This window comes from uncultured Cohaesibacter sp. (assembly GCF_963556055.3).
Classification (GTDB): domain Bacteria; phylum Pseudomonadota; class Alphaproteobacteria; order Rhizobiales; family Cohaesibacteraceae; genus Cohaesibacter.
Window position 1 is genome coordinate 260,137 of sequence record NZ_CAUVYE020000012.1, and the last position, 26,624, is coordinate 286,760.

27 protein-coding genes and 1 pseudogene are annotated in these 26,624 nt (G+C 52.5%); 15 read left to right on the forward strand and 13 right to left on the reverse strand.

What is annotated here, in order from left to right; all coding sequences use genetic code 11:
* Nucleotides 1–84 precede the first annotated feature (84 nt).
* Entirely contained in the window at nucleotides 85–774 is a 690-nt protein-coding gene (locus tag ACHZB8_RS07590) for a PadR family transcriptional regulator (protein WP_316859652.1), read from the forward strand.
* A gap of 178 nt (nucleotides 775–952) precedes the next feature.
* Here the strand turns inward: ACHZB8_RS07590 and ACHZB8_RS07595 are convergent, their stop codons facing one another.
* The 6 genes from ACHZB8_RS07595 to rpiA all read right to left on the reverse strand — a co-directional run bounded on the left by ACHZB8_RS07595 (nucleotide 953) and on the right by rpiA (nucleotide 6,559).
* Complete coding sequence (locus tag ACHZB8_RS07595) at nucleotides 953–1,867, reverse strand: phosphatidylcholine/phosphatidylserine synthase (RefSeq protein WP_316859653.1); 915 nt, start codon at nucleotides 1,865–1,867, stop codon at nucleotides 953–955.
* Nucleotides 1,868–1,919: 52 nt separating this feature from the next.
* The gene (locus ACHZB8_RS07600) at nucleotides 1,920–2,621 is read right to left on the reverse strand and encodes a phosphatidylserine decarboxylase (RefSeq protein ID WP_316859654.1); all 702 of its coding nucleotides are present in this window, start codon (nucleotides 2,619–2,621) and stop codon (nucleotides 1,920–1,922) included.
* 224 nt (nucleotides 2,622–2,845) lie between these two features.
* Entirely contained in the window at nucleotides 2,846–3,496 is a 651-nt protein-coding gene (locus ACHZB8_RS07605) for a gamma-glutamylcyclotransferase family protein (protein ID WP_316859655.1), read from the reverse strand.
* A 92-nt stretch (nucleotides 3,497–3,588) separates the two neighbouring features.
* Complete coding sequence (gene gor / locus ACHZB8_RS07610) at nucleotides 3,589–4,968, reverse strand: glutathione-disulfide reductase (RefSeq protein ID WP_316859656.1); 1,380 nt, start codon at nucleotides 4,966–4,968, stop codon at nucleotides 3,589–3,591.
* A 316-nt stretch (nucleotides 4,969–5,284) separates the two neighbouring features.
* Nucleotides 5,285–5,809, reverse strand: a complete 525-nt coding sequence (locus tag ACHZB8_RS07615; RefSeq protein WP_316859657.1) for a DUF2059 domain-containing protein — start codon at nucleotides 5,807–5,809, stop codon at nucleotides 5,285–5,287.
* A gap of 51 nt (nucleotides 5,810–5,860) precedes the next feature.
* Nucleotides 5,861–6,559 (reverse strand): ribose-5-phosphate isomerase RpiA, encoded by a 699-nt coding sequence (rpiA, locus tag ACHZB8_RS07620; RefSeq protein ID WP_316859658.1) that lies wholly within the window; start codon nucleotides 6,557–6,559, stop codon nucleotides 5,861–5,863.
* A gap of 308 nt (nucleotides 6,560–6,867) precedes the next feature.
* Between rpiA and gph the strand changes: the two genes are divergently transcribed.
* On the forward strand, nucleotides 6,868–7,539 hold the full coding sequence (gene gph / locus ACHZB8_RS07625; RefSeq protein ID WP_316859659.1) for a phosphoglycolate phosphatase: 672 nt from the start codon (nucleotides 6,868–6,870) through the stop codon (nucleotides 7,537–7,539).
* A 33-nt stretch (nucleotides 7,540–7,572) separates the two neighbouring features.
* Here the strand turns inward: gph and ACHZB8_RS07630 are convergent, their stop codons facing one another.
* The 4 genes from ACHZB8_RS07630 to ACHZB8_RS07645 form a co-directional block, all read right to left on the reverse strand.
* A complete protein-coding gene (locus ACHZB8_RS07630) occupies nucleotides 7,573–8,226 on the reverse strand; it encodes a GntR family transcriptional regulator (protein WP_316859660.1) in 654 nt (217 codons plus the stop codon).
* 228 nt (nucleotides 8,227–8,454) lie between these two features.
* Nucleotides 8,455–9,846 (reverse strand): class II fumarate hydratase, encoded by a 1,392-nt coding sequence (gene fumC, locus ACHZB8_RS07635; RefSeq protein WP_316859661.1) that lies wholly within the window; start codon nucleotides 9,844–9,846, stop codon nucleotides 8,455–8,457.
* A 184-nt stretch (nucleotides 9,847–10,030) separates the two neighbouring features.
* Nucleotides 10,031–10,219, reverse strand: coding sequence for a hypothetical protein (locus ACHZB8_RS07640; RefSeq protein ID WP_316859662.1), 189 nt, complete (start codon nucleotides 10,217–10,219; stop codon nucleotides 10,031–10,033).
* A gap of 33 nt (nucleotides 10,220–10,252) precedes the next feature.
* A complete protein-coding gene (locus tag ACHZB8_RS07645) occupies nucleotides 10,253–10,627 on the reverse strand; it encodes a DsrE family protein (RefSeq protein WP_316859663.1) in 375 nt (124 codons plus the stop codon).
* 384 nt (nucleotides 10,628–11,011) lie between these two features.
* Between ACHZB8_RS07645 and ACHZB8_RS07650 the strand changes: the two genes are divergently transcribed.
* Both ACHZB8_RS07650 and nudI read left to right on the forward strand, forming a co-directional pair.
* Nucleotides 11,012–12,628, forward strand: coding sequence for a fumarate hydratase (locus ACHZB8_RS07650; protein WP_316859664.1), 1,617 nt, complete (start codon nucleotides 11,012–11,014; stop codon nucleotides 12,626–12,628).
* A 141-nt stretch (nucleotides 12,629–12,769) separates the two neighbouring features.
* Nucleotides 12,770–13,198, forward strand: a complete 429-nt coding sequence (gene nudI, locus ACHZB8_RS07655) for a nucleoside triphosphatase NudI (RefSeq protein WP_316859665.1) — start codon at nucleotides 12,770–12,772, stop codon at nucleotides 13,196–13,198.
* 176 nt (nucleotides 13,199–13,374) lie between these two features.
* Here the strand turns inward: nudI and ACHZB8_RS07660 are convergent, their stop codons facing one another.
* Nucleotides 13,375–14,673 carry an autotransporter outer membrane beta-barrel domain-containing protein gene (locus ACHZB8_RS07660; RefSeq protein ID WP_316859666.1) on the reverse strand — a complete coding sequence of 433 codons (1,299 nt, stop codon included), beginning with the start codon at nucleotides 14,671–14,673 and terminating at the stop codon, nucleotides 13,375–13,377.
* Between the two features lie 555 nt (nucleotides 14,674–15,228).
* On the opposite strand from ACHZB8_RS07660, the gene ACHZB8_RS07665 reads away from it, so the two are divergent.
* On the forward strand, nucleotides 15,229–15,831 hold the full coding sequence (locus ACHZB8_RS07665; protein WP_316859667.1) for a L,D-transpeptidase: 603 nt from the start codon (nucleotides 15,229–15,231) through the stop codon (nucleotides 15,829–15,831).
* Nucleotides 15,832–15,952: 121 nt separating this feature from the next.
* Here ACHZB8_RS07665 and ACHZB8_RS07670 read toward each other — a convergent pair whose 3' ends face one another.
* Nucleotides 15,953–16,309: a DUF971 domain-containing protein gene (locus ACHZB8_RS07670; protein ID WP_316859668.1), complete on the reverse strand. Its 357-nt coding sequence runs from the start codon at nucleotides 16,307–16,309 to the stop codon at nucleotides 15,953–15,955.
* A 148-nt stretch (nucleotides 16,310–16,457) separates the two neighbouring features.
* On the opposite strand from ACHZB8_RS07670, the gene moaA reads away from it, so the two are divergent.
* From moaA to ACHZB8_RS07685, 3 genes are all read left to right on the forward strand, one after another.
* Entirely contained in the window at nucleotides 16,458–17,486 is a 1,029-nt protein-coding gene (gene moaA, locus ACHZB8_RS07675) for a GTP 3',8-cyclase MoaA (protein ID WP_316859669.1), read from the forward strand.
* A 59-nt stretch (nucleotides 17,487–17,545) separates the two neighbouring features.
* Entirely contained in the window at nucleotides 17,546–18,553 is a 1,008-nt protein-coding gene (locus tag ACHZB8_RS07680; protein WP_316859670.1) for a DMT family transporter, read from the forward strand.
* A gap of 120 nt (nucleotides 18,554–18,673) precedes the next feature.
* Nucleotides 18,674–19,615, forward strand: a complete 942-nt coding sequence (locus tag ACHZB8_RS07685; protein ID WP_316859671.1) for a DMT family transporter — start codon at nucleotides 18,674–18,676, stop codon at nucleotides 19,613–19,615.
* Between the two features lie 113 nt (nucleotides 19,616–19,728).
* Here ACHZB8_RS07685 and apbC read toward each other — a convergent pair whose 3' ends face one another.
* Nucleotides 19,729–20,877 carry an iron-sulfur cluster carrier protein ApbC gene (gene apbC, locus ACHZB8_RS07690; protein ID WP_316859672.1) on the reverse strand — a complete coding sequence of 383 codons (1,149 nt, stop codon included), beginning with the start codon at nucleotides 20,875–20,877 and terminating at the stop codon, nucleotides 19,729–19,731.
* Nucleotides 20,878–21,169: 292 nt separating this feature from the next.
* On the opposite strand from apbC, the gene ACHZB8_RS07695 reads away from it, so the two are divergent.
* The 7 genes and pseudogenes from ACHZB8_RS07695 to ACHZB8_RS07725 all read left to right on the forward strand — a co-directional run bounded on the left by ACHZB8_RS07695 (nucleotide 21,170) and on the right by ACHZB8_RS07725 (nucleotide 26,290).
* Nucleotides 21,170–21,637 (forward strand): NTP transferase domain-containing protein, encoded by a 468-nt coding sequence (locus ACHZB8_RS07695; protein WP_316859673.1) that lies wholly within the window; start codon nucleotides 21,170–21,172, stop codon nucleotides 21,635–21,637.
* Between the two features lie 34 nt (nucleotides 21,638–21,671).
* Nucleotides 21,672–21,830, forward strand: a complete 159-nt coding sequence (locus tag ACHZB8_RS07700) for a hypothetical protein (RefSeq protein WP_316859674.1) — start codon at nucleotides 21,672–21,674, stop codon at nucleotides 21,828–21,830.
* Nucleotides 21,827–22,372 carry a molybdopterin-guanine dinucleotide biosynthesis protein B gene (mobB, locus tag ACHZB8_RS07705; RefSeq protein WP_316859675.1) on the forward strand — a complete coding sequence of 182 codons (546 nt, stop codon included), beginning with the start codon at nucleotides 21,827–21,829 and terminating at the stop codon, nucleotides 22,370–22,372. The genes ACHZB8_RS07700 and mobB overlap by 4 nt, the downstream gene beginning before the upstream one ends.
* Nucleotides 22,373–22,638: 266 nt before the next feature.
* Nucleotides 22,639–23,415, forward strand: coding sequence for a transporter substrate-binding domain-containing protein (locus ACHZB8_RS07710; RefSeq protein WP_316859676.1), 777 nt, complete (start codon nucleotides 22,639–22,641; stop codon nucleotides 23,413–23,415).
* Nucleotides 23,416–23,880: 465 nt separating this feature from the next.
* Nucleotides 23,881–24,652 (forward strand): annotated as a pseudogene (locus ACHZB8_RS07715) (transporter substrate-binding domain-containing protein).
* A gap of 67 nt (nucleotides 24,653–24,719) precedes the next feature.
* Entirely contained in the window at nucleotides 24,720–25,430 is a 711-nt protein-coding gene (locus tag ACHZB8_RS07720) for an ABC transporter permease (protein ID WP_316859677.1), read from the forward strand.
* The gene (locus ACHZB8_RS07725) at nucleotides 25,427–26,290 is read left to right on the forward strand and encodes an ABC transporter permease (RefSeq protein WP_394706140.1); all 864 of its coding nucleotides are present in this window, start codon (nucleotides 25,427–25,429) and stop codon (nucleotides 26,288–26,290) included. Before ACHZB8_RS07720 ends, ACHZB8_RS07725 begins: the two co-directional genes overlap by 4 nt.
* The last annotated feature ends 334 nt before the right edge of the window (nucleotides 26,291–26,624 follow it).

A 26,624-nucleotide genomic window follows, 5' to 3' on the forward strand; every position in this document is an offset into this window, starting at 1 on the left:
TAAATATATTTTAGATATATCTTGAAATTTCAGTCTGGACCATCTATTTAAGACATAACTTAGTTATATCGAAAAGGAACAGTCATGCATTACAATGACCATGAACAGGATAGAGATCCGTCGCAAGGACGCGGCAGACATCATCACCACCGCCGTCATGAAGACCGCAAGGGGCGTCAGGAACGCAAACGCGAACATATAGCCGAATGGCTCGCCTCTGGCGGAGCCCCCTTCCGCCCTCCTTTCAGAGGTGGCCGATTTGGTCGGGGTTCTGATGGTGGCGGCGAAGGAAGACGGCGCGGTCGCATGCTTGCACAAGGCGATATCCGTCTCTTGTCGCTCGCTCTCATAGAACAGGAACCCCGGCATGGCTATGACATCATCAAGGAAATCGAAGCGATGACCGATGGTGCCTATGCCCCGAGTCCCGGCGTTATCTATCCGACATTGACCTATCTTGAAGAAGCCAATTACACCGAAGTCCAGAGTGATGGCAACAAAAAGAAATATGCCATTACCGACGAAGGCAAGATATATCTTGATGAAAACCGGGACGATGCCAACCGCATCATCGAGCATCTTGAAGCCATTGCCGAAAGATCTTCTCGCGAAGACCGCAGGCATGGCAGAGACCAGTCTGAACCGGAGCTTCCGCGCAGCGTTGAAGCAGCCCTGCTCAACTTGCGCGAAACTGCTGCCGAGAAAATCAAGCAGGATCCGGCCAAGTCGTCATCAATCGTGAAACAGTTTCTCGAACTCGCTGACGAGCTTTGACCTCCAAGTGTTCCATTCCGTCCGACAGGACGTTCAGGATCTTGAATATCACTTAAAGAAAAGGACGCCCATAAGCGCCCTGCTCCAATGACAAAACGGGTATTGATGGCATTCCCATGCGCGTCAATACCCGTTTTCATTTTCTTGAGCTGCTTGCAGCTCCTTGCGCGATTTTGCGTCAAACGCCTTCAGGGCCGACCTCGTTTTCGCGCTTCACCCCGGGTTCCAACTCGGCAGCATTTTCGCTTTCTTCCGTCATTTCTTCATCTGCACCATTATGCCGGTGCCACGCCCGACGGGCAAAGGGAATGGAGGCGAGATATATGATCGCCAACACCGTCAGAGTGATCCACGGATAGGAAAACAGAACCGCGACCAGCGCAACAACGAAGGTGATGAGAGGCACCACATGGGCGCGTGGGATCTTGAGACCAACCGTTTTGCCGGAAAAGGTCGGAACTGTTGATACCACCAGCATAGCGATCAAGAGCGTATAGGCCAGCACGAGCGGAGCGGCAAGATCGGTATGTGGCAGGCCGGAAAGCTCCAGATAAATCGGTGCCAGCACAACCAACGCTCCGGCGGGAGCGGGAATGCCGACAAAGAAATCCTTTTTCCAAGCCGGTTGATGCTTGTCGTCAAGCGCCACATTGAAACGGGCAAGCCTCAGAACCATCGCGATGGCAAACAGCAAGGATCCGATCCAGCCGATGGTGTCGAATGCGTGCAGTATCCAGACATGCAGGATCAGCGCAGGGGCGACACCGAAATTGACGAAGTCGGTCAGCGAGTCCAGTTCGGCACCAAAGCGTGACGTGCCCTTGAGCAGCCGGGCTATGCGACCGTCGACACCATCGAGGAAGGCCGCTGCGGCGATGGATACGAGCGCCAGTTCGAAGCGCCCTTCAACTGCCATGCGTATGCCGGTCAAACCGGCGCATAAGGCAACCAGCGTGACAAGATTGGGAGCGATCAGGCGAAAGGGAACGGCCTTGAAACGCCCTTTGGAACTGTTGTCTTCGGGGTCGAAAGACTGAAACGGGTTCGTTATGCCATGGTCCTGATTGCCAAGGTCCTGTTCATCATCTTGCATTTTTGTAGAACGCCTTAAAATTCGAGATCGCTTCGCGACTGCCCCACATTGATTACTGTTCCCGGTGTGCGCTTCGTTCTTCCTGCGCACCTTCCATCCTGGCAAGAATGGTCTCGCCGGCGATCATCGTTTGCCCTTCCACCACAAATGGAATGACATGGGTGGGAAGATAGACATCGACGCGGCTGCCAAACCGGATGAGACCAAAGCGCGATCCGACGGGCAGATCCTCGCCCTCTTCGGTCCAGCAAACAATTCGTCTGGCAATGAGCCCTGCAATCTGCGTCACGCCGATGGCACCATAGTCGGTATCGATGATCAGGCTGTTGCGCTCGTTGTCCTCGCTGGCCTTATCCAACTCGGCATTGAGGAATTTGCCGGGTTTATAGGCGACTTTTCTTACCCGGCCCTGTATCGGAGCACGGTTAACATGCACATTGAAAACACTCATGAAAACGGAAACGCGCATCATCGGAGCATCGGAGAGATCAAGTTCCTTCGGCGGCACGGCAAGCCCGACGCTTGAGACGATCCCGTCCGCTGGAGACACCACCAGACCTTTTCTGAGAGGCGTTATGCGCGATGGATCCCTGAAGAAATAGCAGCACCAAAGCGTAAGAAACAATCCTATCCAAAAAAGGGCTGAAACGAACCAGCCCAAGATGACCGTCGCAATCGCAAAAATCGCAATGAAAGGGTGCCCTTCAGGATGAATGGGAACCACACTCTTCTTGATAGAGTCGATAATGGTCATGTTTCGAAACCTTTGTGGGGCGCAACAAAGCGCGGACAAGAGCGAAAAGCCGACATCTTTCCTGTTCGTCCAAAACTGATGTCTTTCTTGGGAGCGAACATGAGTGTTCCTGCTTTTACCGGATGTTTTGCCAAAGGCCAAGAGGCACTCTGCCTTTTGGACTTTTTACAACCGCAAAGGGCACAAAAAGCCCCCCGGATCGCTCCCCTCGTTTGACAAAGTGCCTAGCGGACGATGCTTTCCATGGACACCATGGGAGCGTGGCTCTGATTGACATAGCGGTCGACAAGCGCTTCCTCTTCAAGCGTCAGTTCTACGCTTCTGGGATATAGCGGCCGTTGCCTGTCCTGGAGGATTGGCGTGTGCCAACCGTCCGTCTCGGCAACAAATCTCTGAAGCCCTTCGACGCCAAACTTCTCGAGAAATCCTTGCATTACCGCGTCGATATAGGATTGCAGAATCGGGAATTTGGGGTTGGCCTCATCCGTCAGTGCCGGTTTTCCCACATAGATATAGCTCTCGATAGCTACCGGATTTTCATGGTCTGTCGCAAAATCGGCAAGATCCAGCTTGACCCGCTCATATTTTGCTTCTCTGAGGTCAACCTGCGGCAGATGCTCCTTGAGATCAAACACCAACAATCCATCGCAATAGGCATTCGACTCGGGCGAGACTGAAAGGGCCGCAGCCCCTTGAAGACCAAAGGCGCGCCGCTCGGGGCTCGCCTCCCAGATGGACCAATGTCGTGCATAGCCTTTGAGGCGGCCGGGAATTCCAAAACTGTCTGCATTCCGGGTCCGGTCATTCACCAGTGATCCATAGCCGAAATATGCCACCCATTGCTCGGGAGCGGTCTTGATCCTCTCAAATGTCACGGATTTTCTTTCTTGTCGGTGGGGCTGTCATCGGCCTCGCGTTCGGGCCGATAACATTTTTCATCACATTTCAGATATTTGCAAGCCTCAGCTCAGGCGTTTTTGCGAATGGTTCTGCTTGGTTCCTTCATGGTCACCAACTCTTCGGCTGCTGTCGGGTGCACAGCAACGGTTCTGTCGAAGTCCGCCTTGGTTGCCCCCATTTTCATGGCGATACCCAACAACTGTGACATCTCGCCGGAATCAGGCCCCAGAATGTGACATCCCACAACCTTGCCACTATCGGCATCGACGATGATTTTCATCAGCGTTTTCTCGTCATTGCCCGCCAGGGTGTTTTTCATCGGCCTGAATTTGGCAAGATAGATGTCCAGATTGTCGAAAGCGGAAGTCGCTTCGGCTTCTGTCATGCCGATGGTTCCGATTTCGGGCTGAGTGAATACCGCGGTGGCGATGTTGTCATATTCGGTGATGGACGGATTGTTGTTGAACAGCGTCTCGGCCAGTGCCGCCCCTTCCCGAATGGCAACAGGAGTAAGGTTGACACGATCCGTCACATCTCCGACCGCAAATATGTGATCGATGTTTGTCTTGTTATAGTCGTCAACTTTGATTTCTCCTCGCTGCCCCAATTCGACGCCAACCTTGTTGAGGCCGAGCCCACGGGTGTATGGCGAGCGCCCAATTGCTGCGAGCACCTGATCGGCGCGGATGGTCCGGCCTTCGATTGTCTTGACGGTCAGGCCATCCTCATTTTTTTCAAGAGAGGCCAGATTGTCTTTCGTCAAGATCCGGATGCCCCGTTTTTCCATTTCCTCATGCAGCGTGCTGCGAATGTCGTCATCAAAACCGCGCAGGATTTCCTCGCCTCTATAGAGGACAGTTGTCTCTGTTCCCAGCCCGTTGAAAATACAGGCAAATTCAAGCGCAATATAGCCCCCGCCAACGATCACCACCCGATCAGGCTGCTTCTCGAGGTGAAACACCTCATTGGAGGTAATCAGATGTTCGGCACCGGGCAAATCAACCGGCAGGTTTGGCCGACCACCGGTTGCGATCAGAATATATTTTGCCGTCACGTGTCTTTCTTCACCTGACAGCCAAATACGATGGGGCGCTTCGATCTCGGCACGTGAGGGGATGATTTCGACATTGTGTCGTTCGAGATTCTTGATGTAGAGGCCGTTGAGGCGATCGATTTCGGCGTCTTTTCTGTAGATCAGGGTCGCCCAGTCGAAAACACTCTCTCCGACCTTCCAGCCGAACCCTGCCGCATCTTCGAAATCATGGGCGAATTTGGACGCATAGACCATCAGCTTCTTGGGTACGCAACCGCGAATAACGCAGGTTCCGCCGACGCGGTATTCCTCGGCAATGGCGACCTTGGCACCATATGTCGCGGCCATCCGCGCTGCCCTTACGCCCCCGGATCCCGCACCAATCACAAATAAATCATAATCATAGTCACTCATTTCCGTGCCTCTTCTGCCTTCTGTCTATATCCATTTTGCGATCCATGCTCGGCAAGACGCTCCGGTAGGCAGTCTTGGCGAGGGGCCAAACGGGATCCTGTCGGATCTTTAAACATTCTATATTGGTTCAACATAATCAGGATCTGAAAAAAAGAAAGTGACAGAGGCGTAATATTGTTGCGGGAATGAGAAAATAGGAAGGATCCGCGCCCCGTGTCAATTGCACAAGTGCCTTTGGCAGCCTCATGAAAAAGGCGCCAATCCCAACGGGACAGCGCCTTTGTGCCATGTCTCGCAAGACAATCCCTGCATGGGATTATTTGGAGAATTTGTAGCCTTTTTTATTCAGTTCCTCTTTTGCCTCAGTCACAATGACATTTGTGAAAACGGCAGAGAATTCCTGAACACCACGCAAGGATTCGCCGATGATGCGAGGCTGATAGTTGGCGAATTTCTGGCCAACAGGTGTCTTGAAGAATGCGAGAACTTCATTCAGTTCGTCTTCCTTGAGATAACGGGTCCAGGCGACCGCGACAGAACTGAGCAACTGGTCTTCTTCATTCTCGTATTTCTTGGCGATCTCGTCCACCGTTGCGATGATATCCTTTTCGGCACTTGGATTTTCGCGGATCAGCCATTTTTTGGAGTTCAAGACAATGTTCTTGTAAAGCGCCGCATAGCCCGGCACGGTATTTGTCTGTTTGACGACTGCAACGGCAGCCTCCAGATGAGTGTCCACCTCAGGGGTTGTCTGTTTGGCATCCTGGGCAAGAGCTGGCATGACCACACTCGCGCAAATCATGGAAGCGCCAAGAATGGAAGCAAGGGCAGTTCTCTTCATGTTTAAGTCCTTTTACGATTTTCGAATGACTTATCAAAATCTGCTTATGTCCTAAGCACTGGGCGAATGCACTTCAATCCCGTCGCTGCCGGCCACGACAGCTTTGGAAGCAATGCCGATGAATAGTCCGGTCTCGACGACACCGGGGATCGCCCGCAATGCCACATCAAGGCCGTTTACATCTGAAATACGGCCAAATGTGGCATCAATGATATAATGTTGGCCATCTGTCAAAAAATTTGTGCCGTCCGCATTCTTTCTTTGTGACAAAGTCCCGGACAGGCCATACGCGCGGCAGGTTTTTTCAAGCGCAATCATGGTTGAGCCAAGGCCGAAGGGCATCACTTCGATTGGCAACGGGAATGCGCCCAGAGTCTGAACCAGCTTTGACTTGTCGGCGATGACGATCATGTCACTGGAGGCAGATGCGACGATCTTTTCACGCAACAGCGCCCCGCCCCCGCCTTTGATCAGGCGCATTTGCGGATCGATTTCATCTGCGCCGTCAACCGTCAAATCGAGTTCCGGTGTTTCCTCAAGTGTTGTCAGGGGCACCCCGACCTTGCGGCAAAGCTCTGCTGTCTGCTCGGACGTTGGTACACCGATGACCTTCATGCCGCCAGCTACCTTCTCGCCCAGAAGCTCAATGAAGTGGCGGGCAGTCGAGCCGGTACCAATACCCAGCTTCATGCCATCTTCCACATATTCAAGGGCAGCGGCAGCCGCCTGTCTTTTCAGCTCTTCACTCATCTCAACTCTCTTGCTTTATGCACTTCCATACCGAGGAACACCGATTGGCCCGGCATCGAATTGGCGCAAAGAAGGCCGCTTTTCAGCAGCCAGCATCCTGGTTGCATCGCTCATATCATGCAAAACCCGCAAGGCCAAGGGTTGTTGGGAAGTTTGCCGGCCATGCGGCGAAATTGTTTTACGCCGGACTTATTGCTCTCGATATCACCATTAGGACTTGTTCTGTCCCGCATCATCGCATAATGCAGGTCCGGTAGCCTTTTCAATCGGATCTGCAAATCCTCCCATTCAACGAAACGAGTTTCCTGATGACTGATCATTCATTCACCTGCATCCTGTTCGATCTGGATGGAACTCTGGTCGATACCGCCCCGGATTTGACCGAGGCGCTCAATCATGTTCTTGAGCGCAACGGCCTTGCCTCCGTCACGGTTCAGCAGGTGAAAAATCTGGTGGGCCTGGGAGCACGCATTTCCATACAGCGCAGTTTCGCGAGCTATGGTGTCGAGATCGCCGATGAAGCTCTTGATGAAGCACATGGGCAGTTCCTTGCCCATTACAGCGCCAATATCTACAAATATAGCGTGCTTTTTCCGGGGGTCGAGACGGTCCTCAAACACTTCAAGGATCAGGGCTTCAAACTGGGGGTCTGCACCAACAAGACACAGCATCTGTCAGAGGAATTGCTCGAGAAGATCGGAATAGCCTCCTATTTCGAAACGATCTGCGGGCCGAACACAGTGCCCAATCACAAACCGCACCCTGACCACATCTTTGCTGCCATTGAGCGCACCGGCGGCATTGCCGAAAAATCCGTAATGATTGGAGACAGTCAGGCCGATGTCGATTCTGCCAAGGCGGCGGGCATTCCGGTCATTGCCATGACCTATGGCTATACGGCAACGCCTGCCCATGAATTGGGTGCCAATCTGGTGCTCGATGATTTCTCCGACATTCCCGAAGCGCTAAACCGCCTGTAGCGGTACGACAGTGCACATCACCGGTGCCGCAGCTCACAGCTTGCGGGCCTTGATGGTCTCGAGAAGTTGCGCCTTGACCTGATTGATATGGCTTTCAAGCAAGGCGCAAGCGCGATCGGTGTCCTCCTCCCGTGCAGTATCAAGAATTGCCTGATGCTGCTCGTGGGCGATTTCCTGAGTATGGTGAGACAGGGTTATCTGAAGTCTGACATAGCGGTCGATATTGTCATGAACGCGCTTGAGCAATCTTATGCTGGTTGTCTTCCCCGCTGCCCTGTATAGCGCTTCATGAAACAGCCAGTTGAGCGGTCCCCAGTCGCTTACAGGTGCCTCATCCCGCATGGTCTTGAGATACTCTTCTGCCTCAGCAAACTCCTCTGGCGAAATCTTGCCGATTGCGTGACGAAAAACCCAGACTTCCATCATCGTCCGGATTTCGAAAAGCTCTTCGATTTCCGAGGGCTCGAGCCGTGTGACCTCTGCCCCTTTGTGAGAAATGAGCGTTATAAGGCCTTCTGCCTCAAGAAGCCTCAGAGCTTCGCGAACCGGAATGCGGCTGACGCCCAGTTCACTTGCGACGGCTTCCTGGCGAACCTGTTCGCCCTCCTGGATCTGGCCGTTCAGAATCCGTCTTCGCAACTCGTCTGCTACGATATTTGTGGTGGTTCGGCGGACAATCTGTGCCATTTTTTCAATCCGGTTTTTCGTTTTGGCAGGGATATGCGGGGCTCGGCCAGCGGCAAATAAGGCAATAGAGGGAGGCTATCACACATTTTCCCGGCGGGTCGAGCGCAAATCACATAAAATATCCAAAACCGGATTGGCGTCGCATGGGGCTTTCGGTGTTCCAACCGGATGGGCAGATACCGCCCACCTCATCAGTCCCAAGCGATTGTTATCTTGCGGTTTATTCCATCAATTGGGAGCAATCATGCGTTCTGGACGCACGATTTCGTCATACTCCGCTTCGGTAACAAAACCCAACTTGACGGCCTCCTGCTTGAGCGTGGTACCGTTTTTGTGGGCTGTTTTGGCGATGGTGGTCGCATTGTCATAGCCGATGCGAGGGGCCAGAGCCGTAACCAGCATCAGCGATCTCTGCATCAGGGCATTGATCTGATCCTCATTGGCCTTGATGCCTACCACACATTTGTCAGTGAAACTGATTGCTGCGTCGGTCAACAGCCGGATGGATTGCATGGTGTTGTAGGCGATGATCGGCTTGAAGACGTTGAGTTCAAAATGACCTTGTGACCCAGCCATGGCAACGGCGGCATTATTGCCCATGACCTGGGTGCAGACCATGGTCATGGCTTCACACTGGGTCGGGTTGACCTTGCCGGGCATGATGGAGGAGCCGGGTTCATTCTCGGGAAGCGAAATCTCGCCCAGCCCCGAACGAGGGCCAGAGCCAAGCAGCCGGATGTCACTTGCGATCTTGAACAGACTTGCGGCAACGCTGTTGAGCATGCCATGCGCTTCGACCATGGCATCATGGGTTGCGAGGGCTTCAAACTTGTTGGGAGCGGTGACGAATGGCTGCCCGGTATAGGCGGCGACTTCCTCGGCGAAAGCCTCGGCAAAGCCAATCTTGGCGTTTAGCCCGGTACCCACGGCCGTTCCGCCCTGTGCCAATTGATAAAGCGCTGGCAGTGTTCTCTCGACACGGCGAATGCCATTCGCAACCATCGCCGTATAGCCTGAGAATTCCTGACCCAATGTGAGGGGCGTAGCGTCTTGCAGATGCGTGCGGCCAATCTTGATTATTGCCTCGAACGCCTTTGACTTTTCGCTCAGCGCGACATGAAGCTTGTGCAGGGCTGGAACCAGGCTTTTCTTGATTTCCTCAGCCGCGGCAATATGCATCGCGGTTGGGAATGTGTCATTCGAAGATTGACTTCTGTTGCAATGGTCATTGGGATGGACCGGATCCTTGGATCCGAGGACGCCGCCGAGCAGCTCGATGGCCCGGTTCGAAATGACTTCGTTGGCATTCATGTTGGATTGTGTGCCTGAACCGGTCTGCCAGACGGACAGGGGAAAATGATCATTCAGCTTGCCTTCCGCCACTTCGCTGGCTGCTTCAATGATGGCTTGGCCAATCTTGGGGTCGATATTGTCGAGTGACAGATTGGCACGGGCAGCAGACCGTTTGATGATCCCCAAAGCACGAATGATCGGGGCGGGCATCGTCTCTTCACCTATCGGGAAATTGATCAAGGATCGCGCTGTTTGCGCTCCATAATATTTGTCAGCAGGAACCTCGAGCGGACCAAATGAATCGGTTTCAACGCGGATAGTACTCATGTCATGCCTTTCAGAGATAATCATGGCGGGACTCAATAGGATTTCGGACAGGCAACCAATCGCGCTCCCCCCGCCTCGTACCGTGCGTCTGGTTGTCTCTAGAAGTCAGATAATGCTCGAACTGACCCCAGTCTATAGGTAGTCACCTTTAATTTGAAGATCAAACTCAGATTATTTACCGTCTTTACGGCTTACCGACCATGGCAAACAGCGGAGTTATGGCAGCATTGTCGCACGACGCAGGCATCAAGGGCCAACCAACGACATGAAGGATTTTGCCTCTCGCTTGCGGCTGTTTCGTTGCACCGAGACCAATCCGCAGGATGTCGGTGAGTTTTTTTTCCGCACCCAAATATAAAAAAGGCCATTCCATCAGGAACGGCCTTCTATTTGATCTGCTCACTGCTTACGTCAATTGCAAGCTGCCCTTGGCACCCATCAGCATCGGAATGACTTCTTCGGCGCTGATCACGTGCATGCGTTTGTCGATTTCTTCTTCCGAAACACCGTTGTGAATCATGCAGGCTTTGCAAACAAGGATCTGGCCGCCTTTCTCAAGGAAGGCTTCCTGCAAGGGATTTGCCGGAGAGAATGGTGCCCCGATGTCAATGCCTTCAAGCGCTCCGGCTTTTGCCAGATGGACAGCATCGACCATCAACATGATCGTGGCGCTATGCCCTTGTTCCAGAGCCTGCACACCCATTGTGTAGGCAACCGTAATCTTGTTGGGATCATCTGCATTGGTGAAAAGAGTGCTTACATAATCGGTTTGCTTGGCCATTGGTTTTCCTTTCGGTCTTCTGCAATATCATTGGACCCGTACCATCGCGTATGGCGACGGTTCGGCCGGTTAGTCCTTACTTATTTATTATTTGCGAATGTTACAAATTAATAAGCGGCCATTTTTGCGCAATTTCAACCAATTTTTTGCCGCAGGTCCATCTTACTCAAATGACATTGATCAGATAAGGCATTGATAAGCTCGTTGTTTGCCATAAGAATGACTTGAATTTTTGACCAAAGCCCTGCACCAATTGAAATGTTCTTTCTCGCCTCTGGATTGCTGGCATTTGCCAGAAGCCGATCTTCTGGGCGCTGCAATCGAGACGCATTTGACCGAAGCGCGCACCCTGCCGCTTGTCGAAACCAAAACCAAGGACCGAAAATGAGCAATCAGGCATATAAGCTCTTCCCTCTGGGAGAAGACAAGACCCCTTATCGCAAACTGACTTCCGAGCATGTGTCGGTTGAAAAATTCAGAGGCAAGGATGTTCTTGTGGTGGAAGAAGAAGGCATTCGCCTTCTGTGTGAACAGGCCTTTATGGACATCAACCATTTGCTGCGCCCCGGCCATTTGGAAAAGTTGCGCAAAATTCTCGATGACGAAGACGCAACCGGTAACGACAAGTTCGTTGCCTATGACCTTTTGAAGAACGCCAATATCTCATCTGCCGGTGTGCTGCCCATGTGCCAGGATACGGGTACCGGCATCGTTGTCGCCAAGAAAGGATCCAACGTCTGGGTCGAGGGCGATGATGAAGCCGCTCTCAGTCAGGGCGTTTTCGATGCCTATGACAAGAAGAACCTGCGCTATAGCCAGCTTGCTCCGCTGAGCATGTTCGAAGAGAAGAATACCGCCAACAACCTGCCTGCGCAGATCGATATTTTCTCCGAAGGCGAAGACGCCTACAAATTCTTGTTCATGGCCAAGGGTGGTGGCTCGGCCAACAAGACATTCCTTTACCAGGGCACCCCTTCCCTTTTGACCAAAGACCGCCTGCTGGCCTTCCTTGAAGAAAAGATCAAGACACTGGGTACCGCCGCATGTCCGCCCTACCATCTGGCGGTAACGATTGGCGGTTTGTCCGCCGAGCTCAACCTAAAGACCACCAAGCTGGCCTCGGCTCATTATTATGACGAGCTGCCGACAAAAGGGTCCGAGACAGCCAACGCCTTCCGCGATCTTGAGCTTGAGGAAGAGATTCACAAAATGACCCAGTCCATGGGTATCGGTGCACAGTTCGGCGGCAAGTATTTCTGTCACGATGTCCGCGTCATTCGTTTGCCTCGCCATGGTGCATCCTTGCCGATTTCCATCGGCGTTTCCTGCTCTGCTGACCGCCAGTGCAAAGGCAAGATCACCAAGGATGGTATTTTCATCGAAGATCTGGAAACCAATCCGGCGCAATATCTGCCAGATGTCGATGCGGACGAATTGGGCGGTGAAGTGGTCAAGATCGATCTCAACGCACCGATGAGCGAGATTCTGGCAACTCTTACCAAATATCCGACCAAGACCCGCCTGTCCCTGACCGGCCCGATGATCGTGGCGCGCGATCTGGCCCATGCCAAAATCAGAGCCCTTCTGGAAGCTGGAGAGCCAATGCCGGATTATCTGAAAAATCATCCGGTCTATTATGCCGGCCCAGCCAAGACCCCGGCTAACTATGCTTCCGGATCTTTTGGCCCGACCACAGCCGGTCGCATGGACAGCTTTGTCGATCAGTTCCAGTCCTTCGGCGGATCCATGGTGATGGTCGCCAAAGGCAACCGCTCGAAAGCCGTTACAGAGGCCTGCAAGAAACATGGCGGTTTTTATCTCGGCTCGATCGGCGGTCCGGCTGCTCGTCTTGCCAAGGACTGCATCAAGAAAGTCGAGTGCATCGAATATCCGGAACTCGGCATGGAAGCGGTCTGGCGGATCGAAATCGAAGATTTCCCGGCCTTTATCGTTGTCGATGACAAGGGCAACGATTTCTTCGCTGAACTCAATCTCGGTTAATTTCCGATAGCGCTATGCAGGTGCCGTTCATTGAAACGGACCGCATAGACCGAGACACGTTCCCCAAACTCCAGAAGCCCGGTTCTGTGCCGGGCTTTTCATTTTTTGCCGTCTAAAATTCATTTATTGAAAGTCACAAGCATGCGTCAAAGAACAATCTTATGCCCGCTTATTGAAAATGAAGGGGAGTACCTACTCTGCAAAATGCCGAAAGATCGTGGTGTTTTTCCCGATCAATGGGCCTTGTCAGGTGGCGGACTTGAGCCCGGAGAGACAATTGAAGCTGGCTTGCGGCGTGAAATTCGCGAAGAACTTGGCGATGCCCTGATCATCGACCGCGTTACCCCCTGGACATTTCGCGATGATGTTCGAGTAAAAACCTATGCTGATGGCACCCGCGAAGAAATCTACATGATCTATCTGATTTTTGACTGCCACGCAGCCAATCGCGCCATATCCTTCAATGAGGAGTTCGAAGCGGTCGCTTGGGTGAAGCCGGACAATTTGTGTGACTATGACTTGAACGAAGCAACCCGGATGACACTGATCGCACAAGGTCTTCTGAAATGATGGCGGCAAAAGACTTTGCATAAGGTCGCTGAGTGCAAGATAGCTGAGTACAGTGTCGCTGACAAAACAGCTCATCACTCCGAGCCTTAAGGCATCTGAATTGTCTTAATGTTTCAATTTAACAAACCTGCACAACTATATAAAAATATAATAGTAACGACACTCGATCGGATCCACTAGAACCGATAGCGGAGGCCAAGGTTGGCTGCGTGGTTGCGCTCGACAGAGGTGAAGGACACGGCATAATTGGCTGACAGGCTCAGATTGCTGTTCATGTTGAACAGCAAACCGGCCTGCAATTTGGTCAGATCACGAATGGGGGCATCCCCCATGGCCTGATAGGTGTTGCCTGAGTCGAATGACATCATCGATGTGCCTGACAGCTTGCCAAACCGGTGGATCCAGTATGCCCCAAAGCTTGGGACCAGCGAATGATCACCCAGCAAAATGGCCGTTGAGAGCGTCATGCCGACTTTGGTATTGCCTGCCCAGTAATTGCTGCTCTTTGTATAGAGCGCAGCGTCAGCCAGTCCCTTTTCCTTGTTGCTGGGCTGATGCATCCAGTCAAGTTGAACACCTGCACTTGGCTGAAGAACAATCCCGTGAACAACGGATCGGTGACCGATTTCAAAGGCGTTGGTGATGCGGTGATTGACATAATCGGAGGTCATGTAGCTCTTGGCATCATTCACCTCGATCGAGCGCTTTGCATGGGTAAATTCTGGCCCATAAAGCAGCAGGTGATCGATGAAGATCGAGCCCAGTTGAAGACTATTGGTCACCCCGACCTTGGCAAGGGTCATCTGAACATGGCTGTCATTGGCGTTGACATCGACATTCACCCGCGCAGTGGCCCCGATCAGCCCCAGTCGATAAAATGAATCGGAGTAGATATCCACGCCCGCCATCGCCCCGCCAAAGATGGCTTCCGAACTTGGTGCCGAACCAGTCGCGTTTTTCTGTGACAAACCGCCAAGCGCTTTTATCCAGACACCTCTTTCAAGAGCTGCGAGTTGTTCCTCTTCATCAATCGTCTCGGTAATGGCGCCGATACCTGGATTGTCTTTCATCCGCTCGACATAGGCGGTCAGGCTTGTACTGCCGCTTGTCTTGCCGCCACCGGAGGAGGAAGAGCCGCCATTGGAGCCGCTTGCCGACATGATTTGCCCGACAACACCACCCGCAGCACTATTGGCTGCCGATGAAGACGCGGCGGCCGTTTCACCGGCGCTTTGTTTGCCCGCTTCGGAAGTCGGGCCGGTCGTCACGATTTCTTCTTCGTTTTCAGTCTCGGATGACGCAGATGTCGCGGGCTTGGTCGAACTGCCGGAAGATGAGGACGAGGAGCCAGATGAGCCGGAATAGCTACATCCCCACCACCAGAAGTAACCCGAGCATTTGCGATCAGCGGCCGCAAACTGGGATTGCATCAATGTGAAAGCCAACACGAAAAAAAACGTTTTAAGGGCACGCATGAAAATACTCATGACCGTAGAATCAGCTCGAAGCGGCTCACTGCAACCATATGGTGCAACAACGCTCAACAACCACTCATAAGATTTAAAGATAACTGTTGATAGCACATATCATCGAGCTTTCAATAGGAGTTGGCAATATATTAGCCACCGCTTGACAAATTTTCTGCGCGTTTTGTTGCTTTTTAACACATTTCTCCATTGCCGGCGGGCGGCCGATTTTGGCACGCAAAAAGAGAAATTTATTTTTTATCTTTAGGTTCAGTGATTTAGATCCCGATCTACCGAGAAGCCAAATCTGAATGAATGGTAAAGCGTCACGCCCACCAATGGTCAACCCTGACCTGCCGCAAGTGCAGCACAAAGCATGGCAGGCGCATTGCAAAAACATTTTTGTGATCACCGTGCGAGGAAAAAGTTCTTGCTTCAAAGAGCTAGATTTAGAGAATAGCGATCAAACTCCTCTCACGATCAATTCTCCGACTTCTCGTAGGCGGACCGGTACAAGACCTGTGAAGGCGGAGTCTGGCGTTTATTTTATTTCGGGACAAACAAATGCGAAATCTTTTAACTCTTGGGGTTGGTATTCTGCTCAGCCTCTGCATTGCGACAGGCAACGCTCTTGCCTCCAAATATTTCGATATGGAAAAGCAAGAGTGGGTTGATGTCGGAAGATATGCCCATGGTGGCAAATCTCCCATCAAGCGTACGACCGTAAAATATAGCGGGCCTTATGCAAAATCTTCTGAAGGCACCATCATCATCAACACCAAGGAACGTCGTCTCTATTACCTAATGGGTGATGGAAAAGCCGTGAAATATGGCATCGGCGTTGGCCGTCCCGGATTCCAGTGGACCGGTACCCACCGCATTACCCGCAAAGCGGAATGGCCGGGCTGGACCCCTCCTCCTGCAATGCGCAAACGTGTTCCAAATCTGCCAGGCTATATGGAAGGTGGACCAAACAACCCACTGGGTGCACGCGCAATGTATATCGGCTCCACGATCTATCGTATTCATGGCTCAAACGAACCATGGTCTATCGGACAGGCTGTGTCTTCGGGCTGCATTCGTCTGGCCAATGAAGATGTGATTGATCTTTATGATCGCGTAAAAGTGGGCGCGCGTGTCCACGTTATTCAGGCTACTCAGAAATAATCTGAAAGACCTTGTGTCCTTGTCAATCGAACAAGCCGACCATCCTATGGTCGGCTTGTGTTTGTTTGATGGGCCTATTTTTTTAAATGGCCGTGCGCAAACGAAGCTGGCTTGAGGCGGTTCACTCCCTTGAAAGTCCCTTCTCTTCCAGTTCCTCAAGATAGGTTTGCCAGATCCTGTCAAAGCCCTCGCCCGATTGCTTGAAATAGTCCCACGTGAAGAATCCGGAATCATGCAAGTCGGTGAAAAAGAGCCTGATCGCATAGTTCCCAACCGGCTCGACCTTCATGATTTCAACGTCTTTCTTGCCGCCGATGGTCTTTCTCTCACTCGGATGATGGCCCTGAACTTCCGCACTCGGGGAGGTCACACGCAGGAATTCTGCCGGAAAGTCATAGGCTGTGCCGTCATCGAAGCTGATTGAGAGGCATTTCTTGTCCTTTTTAAGTTTTATTTCTGTTGGCCACGCATCCGTCATTGAAACGCCCTTTCATATTTGTCATTTCCAGCCTCATGCAAAAGCGTTAGGCAAAGCGGCAAGCGTCGTCAAGACCGCCGCCCACTGGTAAATTCATCTAAGCACCTGTAATGATGCCATTCTTAACGTAGGTGCCAAACGGGAAGCCATGCGAGAAAACGACGCTTTGACCAAAGAAATGAAGCCTCTGATCGATCCATTCGGACGGACCATCGACTATCTGCGCGTCTCGGTGACAGATCGCTGTGATTTCAGATGCTTTTATTGCATGGCAGACACAATGCATTTCCTTCCCAAACGGGAAGTCCTGAGCTTTGAGGAGCTTGACCGGCTGTGCACGGTCTTCGTTGCTTTGGGCATCAGAAAACTGCGTGTAACAGGCGGAGAGCCTTTGGTGCGCAAGGATGTGATGACACTCATTGCAAGCCTTTCGCGTCATCTGCAAAGCGGGGCTCTCGATGAACTGACCCTTACGACCAACGGCTCCCAACTGTCCAAACATGCCAGAGATCTTGCCTCCCTCGGCATCAGGCGCATCAATCTTTCCCTTGATACTCTGCGAGCTGACCGCTTTGCAAAGATCACGCGTTGGGGGCGTCTTGACCAGATACTTGAGGGAATGGAGTCCGCGCTTGCGGCCGGTATAAAACTCAAACTGAATGTGGTTGCGCTTAAGACGGTCAATGACGACGAATTTGACGATATGATCCGCTTTTGCGCGGAACGTGACATGGGGCTCACCTTTATCGAAACCATGCCGATGGGCGAGATTGGCGCGGATCGGGCCGACATGTATCTGTCTCTGACTGAAGTCAGGGAACGCCTGCAAGAGAGTTGGCGCCTTAGTCCCTCGTCCTACAGGTCGGGTGGCCCGGCAACCTATTACACCCTTGAGGAAACAGGCAGCCGCATTGGCTTCATATCCCCTCTGTCACACAATTTTTGCGAAGGTTGCAACAGGGTTCGGGTGACCTGCACAGGAACGCTCTACACCTGCCTTGGGCAAGAGGGCTCTGTTGACTTGCGCAAAGCTCTGCGCACATCCCGGTCAGACGATGCCCTCATTGACGTTATCCGAAGCGCGATAGACAGAAAACCCAAAGGCCATGATTTTGTCATTGACAGAAACGACAATCGTCCCTCTATTGGCAGGCATATGTCTGTGACCGGAGGGTAGCTCTTTCCTGAATCCTCAATCAGGACCACTCCCTGTGACTTATTTTAAAGGTTTCTCCTATGACAACGGGTTCGCAAGGCACGGCAGCACGCCGTACCTCCTCACCATTGCGTGAAGACAAGGGCAACTTCTACGGCATTTTCACGATGCAGCTCTCTGTCTTATTCTTCAGCACGAACGATGTCTTCAACAAGCTTGTCGGAGACAACCTCGCAACGGGGCAGATGGTGCTTATAAGGGGGATTTGCGCCACCGTGCTGGTTTTCCTGCTTTGCGTCTTCTTTCGCGAGCTGAAGCATTTTGCCCAAAGCTTTCAACCAACAGTGCTCATTCGCGGTCTGTGCGAAACGCTGTCTGCCATCTGTTGTCTGATCGCTCTGAAAAATCTGCCGCTTGCCAATGTTTCTGCCATTCTGCTGGCCATTCCCCTGACGACGACAGCCGCTGCCGCCCTTCTGCTTGGGGAACAGGTTGGAATTCGGCGCTGGAGTGCGGTGCTCATCGGCTTCATTGGTGTTCTGGCAATCGTTCGACCGGGAATTGAAGGGTTCAACTTCTACTCGATCTTCGGTCTTGGGGCCGTCTTCTTTGCTGCCGCGCGCGATCTCGTGACCCGGCAAATTCCGAAAGGATCCTCATTGTGGATCGTGACGCTGGCAACGATGATCGTCTCCACCCTCGGAGGTGGCGTCATGACATTGGCAGAGGGGTGGTTTTCGGGCTTTGATACGGCCTGGTTGGCACCAAACTCGAAAAACCTTCTTTTCCTTTTGGCAGCAGGATCTTTCCTGACGCTCGGGCAATATTTCATTGCCATCGCGATGCAGAATGGTGAGGTCTCGGTGGTTTCCTCATTCCGCTATATTTCCATGCCGATTGCCCTCACCTATGGCTATCTGATCTGGGGTGAAGTTCCTGATGCGTTGACCTGGTTCGGGATCCTGCTCATTCTGGCATCAGGGATCTACACCATTTTCAGGGAACGCAAGGTCGCGCGACTGAAAAGAGAAGGCAAGCGAGAGGGAGATCCGGACGCGCTTGTTGCGGCAGAAACCGGCCATGAGTGATCAGGACCGCCTGGGCACTGCCATGCCATTCCGGTCGCAGCAAACAGCCAGCCTTGTAATATGGTTGTCTCCGTCAGCACGCCCTGACGGTGGAGGCCACAACGATTCAAGGCACTCAACATGCAGTTAAAATTGGATGGAGCCGTATCCCCATCATCCACACCAGCCAAAGTGTCGGCGTTCGGCGAGGACAAGGGCAGTCTTTATGGCATCATGATGATGCAACTGTCAGCCTTGCTGTTTGCGACCAATGATATGGTTGTCAAGCTGATTGGCGTTGCTCTGCCCGCAGGCCAGATCGGGTTCATGCGCGGTTGCTTTGCCATAGTGCTGCTGTTCGGCATGCTCCTTTTCAGCGGCCAAATCCGCATGATCCGGCAGGCATCAGGCAAGCGCGTTCTGATGCGCGGCGGATTGGAGGCGATTGCAGCCCTTCTTTATCTCATTTCCCTGCAACAGTTGCCGCTGGCCAACTATACCTCCTTCGTGATGGTCATCCCGCTTGTTGCAACTGCCGCTGCCGCCCTTTTCCTGTCGGAGCGCGTTGGCATACGTCGCTGGAGTGCCATCATTCTTGGCTTGCTGGGTGTTCTCGTCATCGTCCGTCCCGGCCTTGATGGCTATAACAGCTTTTCGCTTTTTGCCCTTGCAGCCACCTTCATTGCCGCGGCCCGAGATCTGGTCACCCGCCGCCTGCCCCAAGGTTCGGCGCTCTGGGTCGTTGCCTTGTCGACAATGATTTTGATGACGAGCGCTGCGTTTCTATATGGGTTGACGGAGGACTGGGGCGTCCCTTCCCTCTATCATCTGGTGTTGCTGGCTTTCTCAGCTCTGTTTATGACCCTTGGTCAGGCTGCCGTGATGATTGCGATTGGACAGGGCGATTTCTCCGCCGTTGCTCCGTTCCGCTTCATGGGGCTCGTATTTGCCTTGATCTACGGATTTGTCTTCTGGGGTGACATGCCGGATGGATTGACATGGCTCGGTATTTTGCTGGTGCTCTCATCCGGGCTTTACGCCATGTATCGCGAGCGTCAGCTTGCAAGGAACATCCGAACCTGATCCGACTGGGAAAGCAAGAAGGGAACAGGTTTCCCTGTTCCCTTCCTGTAAGGTCGATTCTCTTGGGTGTTCGGCCCATTGGGCCCCTTTTCAGGGCCCACGTCTGCCGGGGCCTATTCTTCGAACATGATCTTGGGCGCAGGCTTCATCGCTCCGGCCATTTGCTTGACCATGCCTTCGGCTATGTTTCTGTAGATCATGGCGTGATCGCTTTCTGGATCAGAAATGACAATTGGCTGGCCCAGATCCGAGCGTTCCCTGATATCCATATGGAGCGGGATTTCGCCAAGGAACGGGACGTTGATTTTCCGGGCTGTTTCACGCGCTCCGCCGTGGCCGAAAATATCATGACGCGTACCACAGGTCGGACAGGAGAAATAGCTCATATTCTCGACAATTCCGAGAATGGGAATATTGACCTTGCGGAACATTTCGATGCCCTTGCGGGCGTCAATCAGGGCCAGATCCTGCGGCGTGGACACGATCACGGAGCCTGAAAGCGGGACTTGCTGGGCCATGGTGAGCTGAATATCACCGGTACCCGGAGGCATGTCCACAACGAGAGTGTCCAGCTCGCCCTTTGTCGCCCATGCCACGTCCCGGATCATCTGAGTGAGTGCGGATACGGCAATGGGGCCGCGCCAGACCATCGGCGTATCCTGCTCCACGAGCAGTCCGATTGACATGGCAACAAGACCATAGGCCTCGATCGGGTTCATAATGCGGGTGTTGGGAACAACCGTTGGCTGCTCGTTGATGTTAAGCAGGCGCGGAATGGAGGGGCCATAGATATCGGCATCCAGAATACCGACCCTCTGACCATTGGCCTGAAGCGCAAGCGCCAGATTGACTGCCGTTGTCGATTTACCGACGCCACCCTTGGCCGATGAGACTGCAATGATATTCCTGACACCGGAGATCTCGATTTTGGCCGGACCTTGTGACTTTGGCGGGGTCTGCCGGGCTCTCTGGGCCTGCGGGGCAGCATTCCTTGCAGCCTCGCCTTGCGACTGAGAAGGCTCACGCTCTGCGGTCAGAACAATCATCGCCTTTTCAACCCCCTCAAGAGCTTCGATCTTTTCTTCGAGCAACTTGCACAATTCTTCATAGGCCGCAGCCTGCTTTGCGGGGATCGTAATGGAAAAGGTTATCGTGCCATCATTGACGATGATTTCAGACAGTCGACCGGAAGATACAAGATCCGGTGCCTCAGGGCTGACTTTATATTGCTTTAAAAGTTCAAGGATTTTGTCTTGGGTCACGTCATTCTCTCTTCAGTTATTTCGGATAATCAGCAATGGCGCGAGGTCCCGTTGCCGATCTTTGCCCCCATTGCTGGAACTTCCTGAGCGTTTCGTCAAGAAGAAAGCATGTATGCCCTGCCCTATATGGGGGCACTGGTATGATCTGTCGCAGATTTTTTCCATTCTCTTTGCCAAGCTGTTGACATGCACATATGTCAGGCGCTTTCATCTACAAAAGGATTTGATAACAAGCCAATATTCGTCAGCACTTCATTCCCGAAGCCGCTATTTGCAGTCCATGAAAAACGACATGAGCAAGTCACACACACCGAATTCAGCACTGGCCGGCGTCATTCTCGCCGGGGGGCAGGCGAAACGTCTGCACGGGCGCGACAAGGCTTTTCTCAGTGTTGGGGGCACGTTTCTGCTTGATCGTTGCATCGTGCGCCTGAAGGGGCAAATCGATCGGATAGTCATCAGTGGCAATGGCGACCCTTGCCGGTTTGAAGCCAGTGGATTGCCCGTGATGGGAGACCTGTTTGGCTCATTTCCGGGCCCTCTGGCGGGCATTTACACCGCCATGCGCTGGTGCGAGGCAAATGCCCCGGAGGCACAAGCAATCCTGTCGGTTGCCGTTGACACACCGTTTTTTCCGATCAATCTGGCCGATAAGCTTTCGACCGCGTCAGGCAGGATGTGTGAGAAGATTGTTCTCATCCCGCTCATCAGGAGGCGTTCAGCCCACATTCGGACTTTGGCCTGTTGTTCTTGCCGATGATCTTGAGCGCTATCTTTCAGGTGGAGGCCGCAAGGTGCGGCAATGGGCGCAGGAACATCAATGCGCTTTCGTCGATTTTGCGGACATGAGCGTTGATGGCGATTGCCATGATCCATTCTACAATATCAATTTCGCCGAAGACCTTGCGCTTGCAGACCGCATCGCACGTAAGCAGGAGACCCATATCCCATGACGTCTGATTCTCAGGATCGCCCCGACTGTCGACACAAGATTTTCGGGGTGACCGGTTGGAAAAACTCCGGCAAAACAACGCTCGCGACGGCCATTATCAGCAATTTGTCGGAGCGTGGCTACAAGGTTTCCTCCGTCAAGCATGCGCATCACGAATGCGATATCGACAAGGAAGAGACCGACAGTTTTCGCCATCGCCAAGCGGGCTCGGGGGAAGTTGCTCTGGTCGCAGCCGGAACCCGTTGGGCCATCATGCATGAATGCAGGAACAATGAAGAACCGCGTCTCATGGACATTCTCGCAAGGCTTTCGCCCTGCGATCTGGTCATTGTCGAGGGATACAAGGCCGAGCCTTTCCCCAAGATCGAAGTCAGGCGTATGGCTGCGGCCAACAGGGATCCTATCGCGCCCCATGACCCTTTCATAAAGGCCATTGCGAGCGATTGTCCCGACGGCGATGAGCTTGCGGATGGCCTGCCCCACTTCCATCTTGATGACATCGAAGCGATCTGCAACCTCATTATCAACATGCTGGACATTTAGCTGTGTCGTAAAAACGACATTTTGCACAAGGACCGGCAAATCAGCAGCCAAATTGACCGCTATTCGGCATATTGTCACTTTCTATTTCAGATCGGCGGAAAATCCGAAAAATATCCATTGTCCAATTCTCTGGAATGGTCAATGACTATCGCCGAGCGAGACTGGCTCATGGGCCCTTCAACCTGTTCGGACATTCGATCATTTCTCTGGCCCCGGCTGTTCTATTATCTCGCCCATTGCTTCGACTTTGAAATGGGACAATCATCATGAGACTCACTACAAAATTTGTCATCACCGCAGCAGCTGCCATGCTTGCCTGCGGCGTCGCATCGGCTGCCGAGAAAATCCGTATCGGGATTGATGGCGCCTACCCTCCGTTCAACCAGTTGTCCGCAGCGGGCGAACTGAGCGGCTTTGACGTTGATATTTCCAATGCCCTTTGCGCTGAAATGAAGGCCGACTGCGAATTCGTCATTCAGGACTGGGATGGCATGATCCCGGCTTTGATTTCCAACAAGATTGATGCGGTTGTCGCCTCCATGTCGATTACACCCGACCGTTTGAAAAAGGTCGATTTTTCCAAGAAATACTACAACACCCCTCCGGGCGTTGCCGTCCTGAAGGATAGCAAACTTGAAGGTAAGGACATCTCCGAACTCAAAGGCCTTACCATTGGCGCCCAGGTGTCAACGACCCATGCCGACTATGCCGAAAAGATGATTCCGGGCATCGACCTCAAGCTTTACCCAACACCTGACGAATATAAAATGGAATTGGAAAGCGGTCGTGTTGACGCCGTAATCGACGACAGTGTCGTACTGTCCGACTGGATCAAGTCCGACGCAGGGACTTGCTGCAAGATGCTGATGCAGCTCACACCGGTCCCGGAAATCAATGGTGAAGGTGCAGGCATCGCCGTCAAGAAAGGCAACACCGAGTTGGCCAACAAATTGTCGGATGCCATTGCAGCCATCCGCGCCAACGGTAAATACAAGGAAATCAACGACAAATATTTTGACTTCGACGTTTATGGCGGCGAGTAGAAATAATTTATCATTGCCGGAGGCATTTTGCTTCCGGCAATCCGTCAATTCACTCACTTCTTAGAGCGAATTGTCAGCATTCCGACCATTTTCCCTCCTCACTTCTTCTTGAAAAATTGCCCAATTTTTATACTACCCCATCAGTTTTCCCGTAATGCACCCTTGCAGTAGTCAGATTTGTTTGGAGTTTTGGACGAGCATCGCAACACATAATTTCGGATTCGGCAACAGGAACATTCTTTTGTTCCACGCTAGTCTATAATTTGGGCAAAATTTGGCGATCATTTCGTTTTCGGCGGATTGCCTGTTGTCAAGTCCGGCAAAATAGTGGGAATATGCAGATCAAGCGGCAGTTACCGCCTAATCCAGAGAAGCCTGTCACAGGCCAATATTGTATGGCTGACCTTCGATCATCCCGATCATCGGCACCTATCATTTTATACAATATGCAAGAGGGACATTCTAATGCGTCTTTTTAAAAACATCGCTATCGCAGCAACCGCAATCATGATGGTTGCAGGTGGCGCTCAGGCAGCAGACAAAATTCTTATCGGCACGGAAGGTGCATATCCTCCATTCAACGAACTGACCTCGGACGGCAAACTGGTCGGTTTCGATATCGATATGGCAAATGCACTGTGTGATGAAATGAAAGTCGAATGCGAATTCGTCGTTCAGGACTGGGACGGCATGATCCCTGCGCTGATTGCAGAGAAATTTGATGCCGTTATCGCATCCATGTCGATCACTCCGGACCGTTTGAAAAAAGTCGACTTCTCCAAGAAATACTACAACACCCCACCGGCAATTGCCGTACCGAAAGATTCCCAAGCTGAAACCGGATCTGTCCAACCTGGCAGGCTCCGTAATCGGTGCACAGTCTTCTACCACGCATTCCGATTATGCTGAGAAGAAACTGAAAGACATCGATCTGAAACTTTACCCAACTCCAGACGAATATAAACTGGATCTGGTCGCTGGACGTCTTGATGCCGTAATCGATGACATCATCGTGCTCGACAACTGGCTGAAGTCCGAAGATGGCTCTACCTGCAAATTGCTCACCCCGCTCAAAGCCGATCCGGCAATCAACGGCGAAGGTGCCGGCATTGCGGTTCGCAAAGGCGAAACCGAGCTGGCTGACAAATTCAGCGCTGCCATCGCGGCCATTCGCGCCAACGGCAAATACAAAGAAATCAACGACAAATATTTTGATTTCGACGTTTATGGCGATTAATGAACGCCACACAAACATCGTCCGGCAGGCCTCCTGCCGGACTTTCGATTTATAGGTTAGCCTTTTCATGTCGGATTATTTAACGCTTCTTTCCTTCGGCCCCGCAGGCTGGGGTGACGAAATCGCCCGTGGTGTTTTGGTGACTGTCTCCCTTGGTTTGGCCACCCTCCCTATCGGTTTGATTTTAGGATTTCTTCTGGCGCTCGGTATCAATTCCAAGGAACCGACCATCCAAACCGCAGCGAAGATTTTCACGACCATTTTCAGGGGCTTGCCAGAGCTTCTTACTCTCTTCATCGTTTATTATGGCGGTCAGATCCTGATCAATCTGTTGCTACAGAAACTGCTTGGCAGCCCGGTCGAGGTCAACTCTTTCGTCGCCGGCATGATCGCCCTCGCCTTTGTCTTTTCCTCCTATGCCAGCGAAGTGTTCCTTTCTGCCTTCAAGGGGATCAATCAGGGACAATATGAAGGGGCAAATGCGCTCGGGCTATCGCGGTTCAAGACCATGCGTTTCGTGGTCATGCCGCAACTGATCAAGCTGGCCCTGCCCGGTCTTTCGAATCTGTGGCTGATCATGCTCAAGGAAACATCTCTTGTTTCGGTCATCGGCCTTGCCGATACCATGCGCAACACAGGCCTTGCCGCGCGCAACACAAAAGAGGCTTTTCTTTTCTTCGCGATTGCCTGTCTGGTCTATCTCGCGCTCACATTCCTTTCGTCTGTCGGTCTTGAACGCATAGAGAAGCGGGTTCGCCGCGGGGAGGCCCGCTCATGAACCGCTTGGCACAAACACGTTACATCGCAGACGAAATGCTTGACGCAAGGCCCTGCCCGGCCAGCGCTCGGGGGAAACTTTTCACGCTAGGCAAGCTGACAGGCGCGGTCTTGATCGCTGTCTGGATTGCTTTCTTTGCTGCAATCATCTGGTTTCTCATTGACAGCTATGATGCAGACTACATGTCGCGCTATAGCGTGCGCTATCTTGACGGTTTTCTGACAACCATCGAGCTGGTTTTCTGGTCTCTGGTGATTGGTGGCATTCTGTCGCTACCCATCGCATTCGGGCGCATGTCGAAAAACGGTTTTCTGCGTCAGCTTTCCTTTGGCTATATCTATTTTTTCCGTGGCACGCCCCTTCTGGCGCAGCTTTTTCTGCTCTATTACGGCTTCGGTCAATTCCGTCCATTCTGGCAGGATGTTGGGCTTTGGTGGCTGTTCCGTGACAGCTGGTCGATCGCTCTTTTGTCCTTCACGCTCAACACCGCGGCCTATCAGGCTGAAATCCTGCGTGGCGCGATCATGAATGTCCCCAAGGGGCAGGTTGAAGGGGCACAAAGCCTTGGCCTTTCAAAGCTGGTTACCTTTTTCAAGGTTGTTCTGCCGCAAGCCATGATCGTCGCTCTCAGACCCTACGGCAACGAAGTCATTCTGATGATCAAGGGGTCTGCCGTGGTCTCAATCATTTCCGTCTATGACTTGATGGGCCATACACGCCGCGCCTTCTCGCAGACCTATGACTTTCAAGCCTATATTTATGCCGCGATCTTCTATCTGCTGTGCGTCGAAATCCTGAGACGTCTCTGGGACATGCTTGAGAAACGGCTGACGCGACATCTCAAACGGGACAATGGCTGAGCGACCTCCGTTTGGCAGCCTCTGATCTGCCCAATGCAGAGAAACCCATTCGATAATCAGACAGAGGAAAGCGGTTGTCTTTCCCCTGTCTTTTCATTTTCCTGCACTGTTTGCGGCCTCTTCTGGCATGAGTGGACGACAAAGATGCGACCGTCGCGTTTGCCTATCTTTTCTGCTCACCTGACACATGGAGCGCAAGAAGACATGCAGATGCGCAACTGATTGTGCGCATTGTGGCGGCATCTCGCCATTTTTCGCATTTTATCAGTGACAAATTCGCCCTGTCTTGTTAGAGCCTTGCCCTGTCTCTTTGGTTTTGCTGTTGGCAACTCAT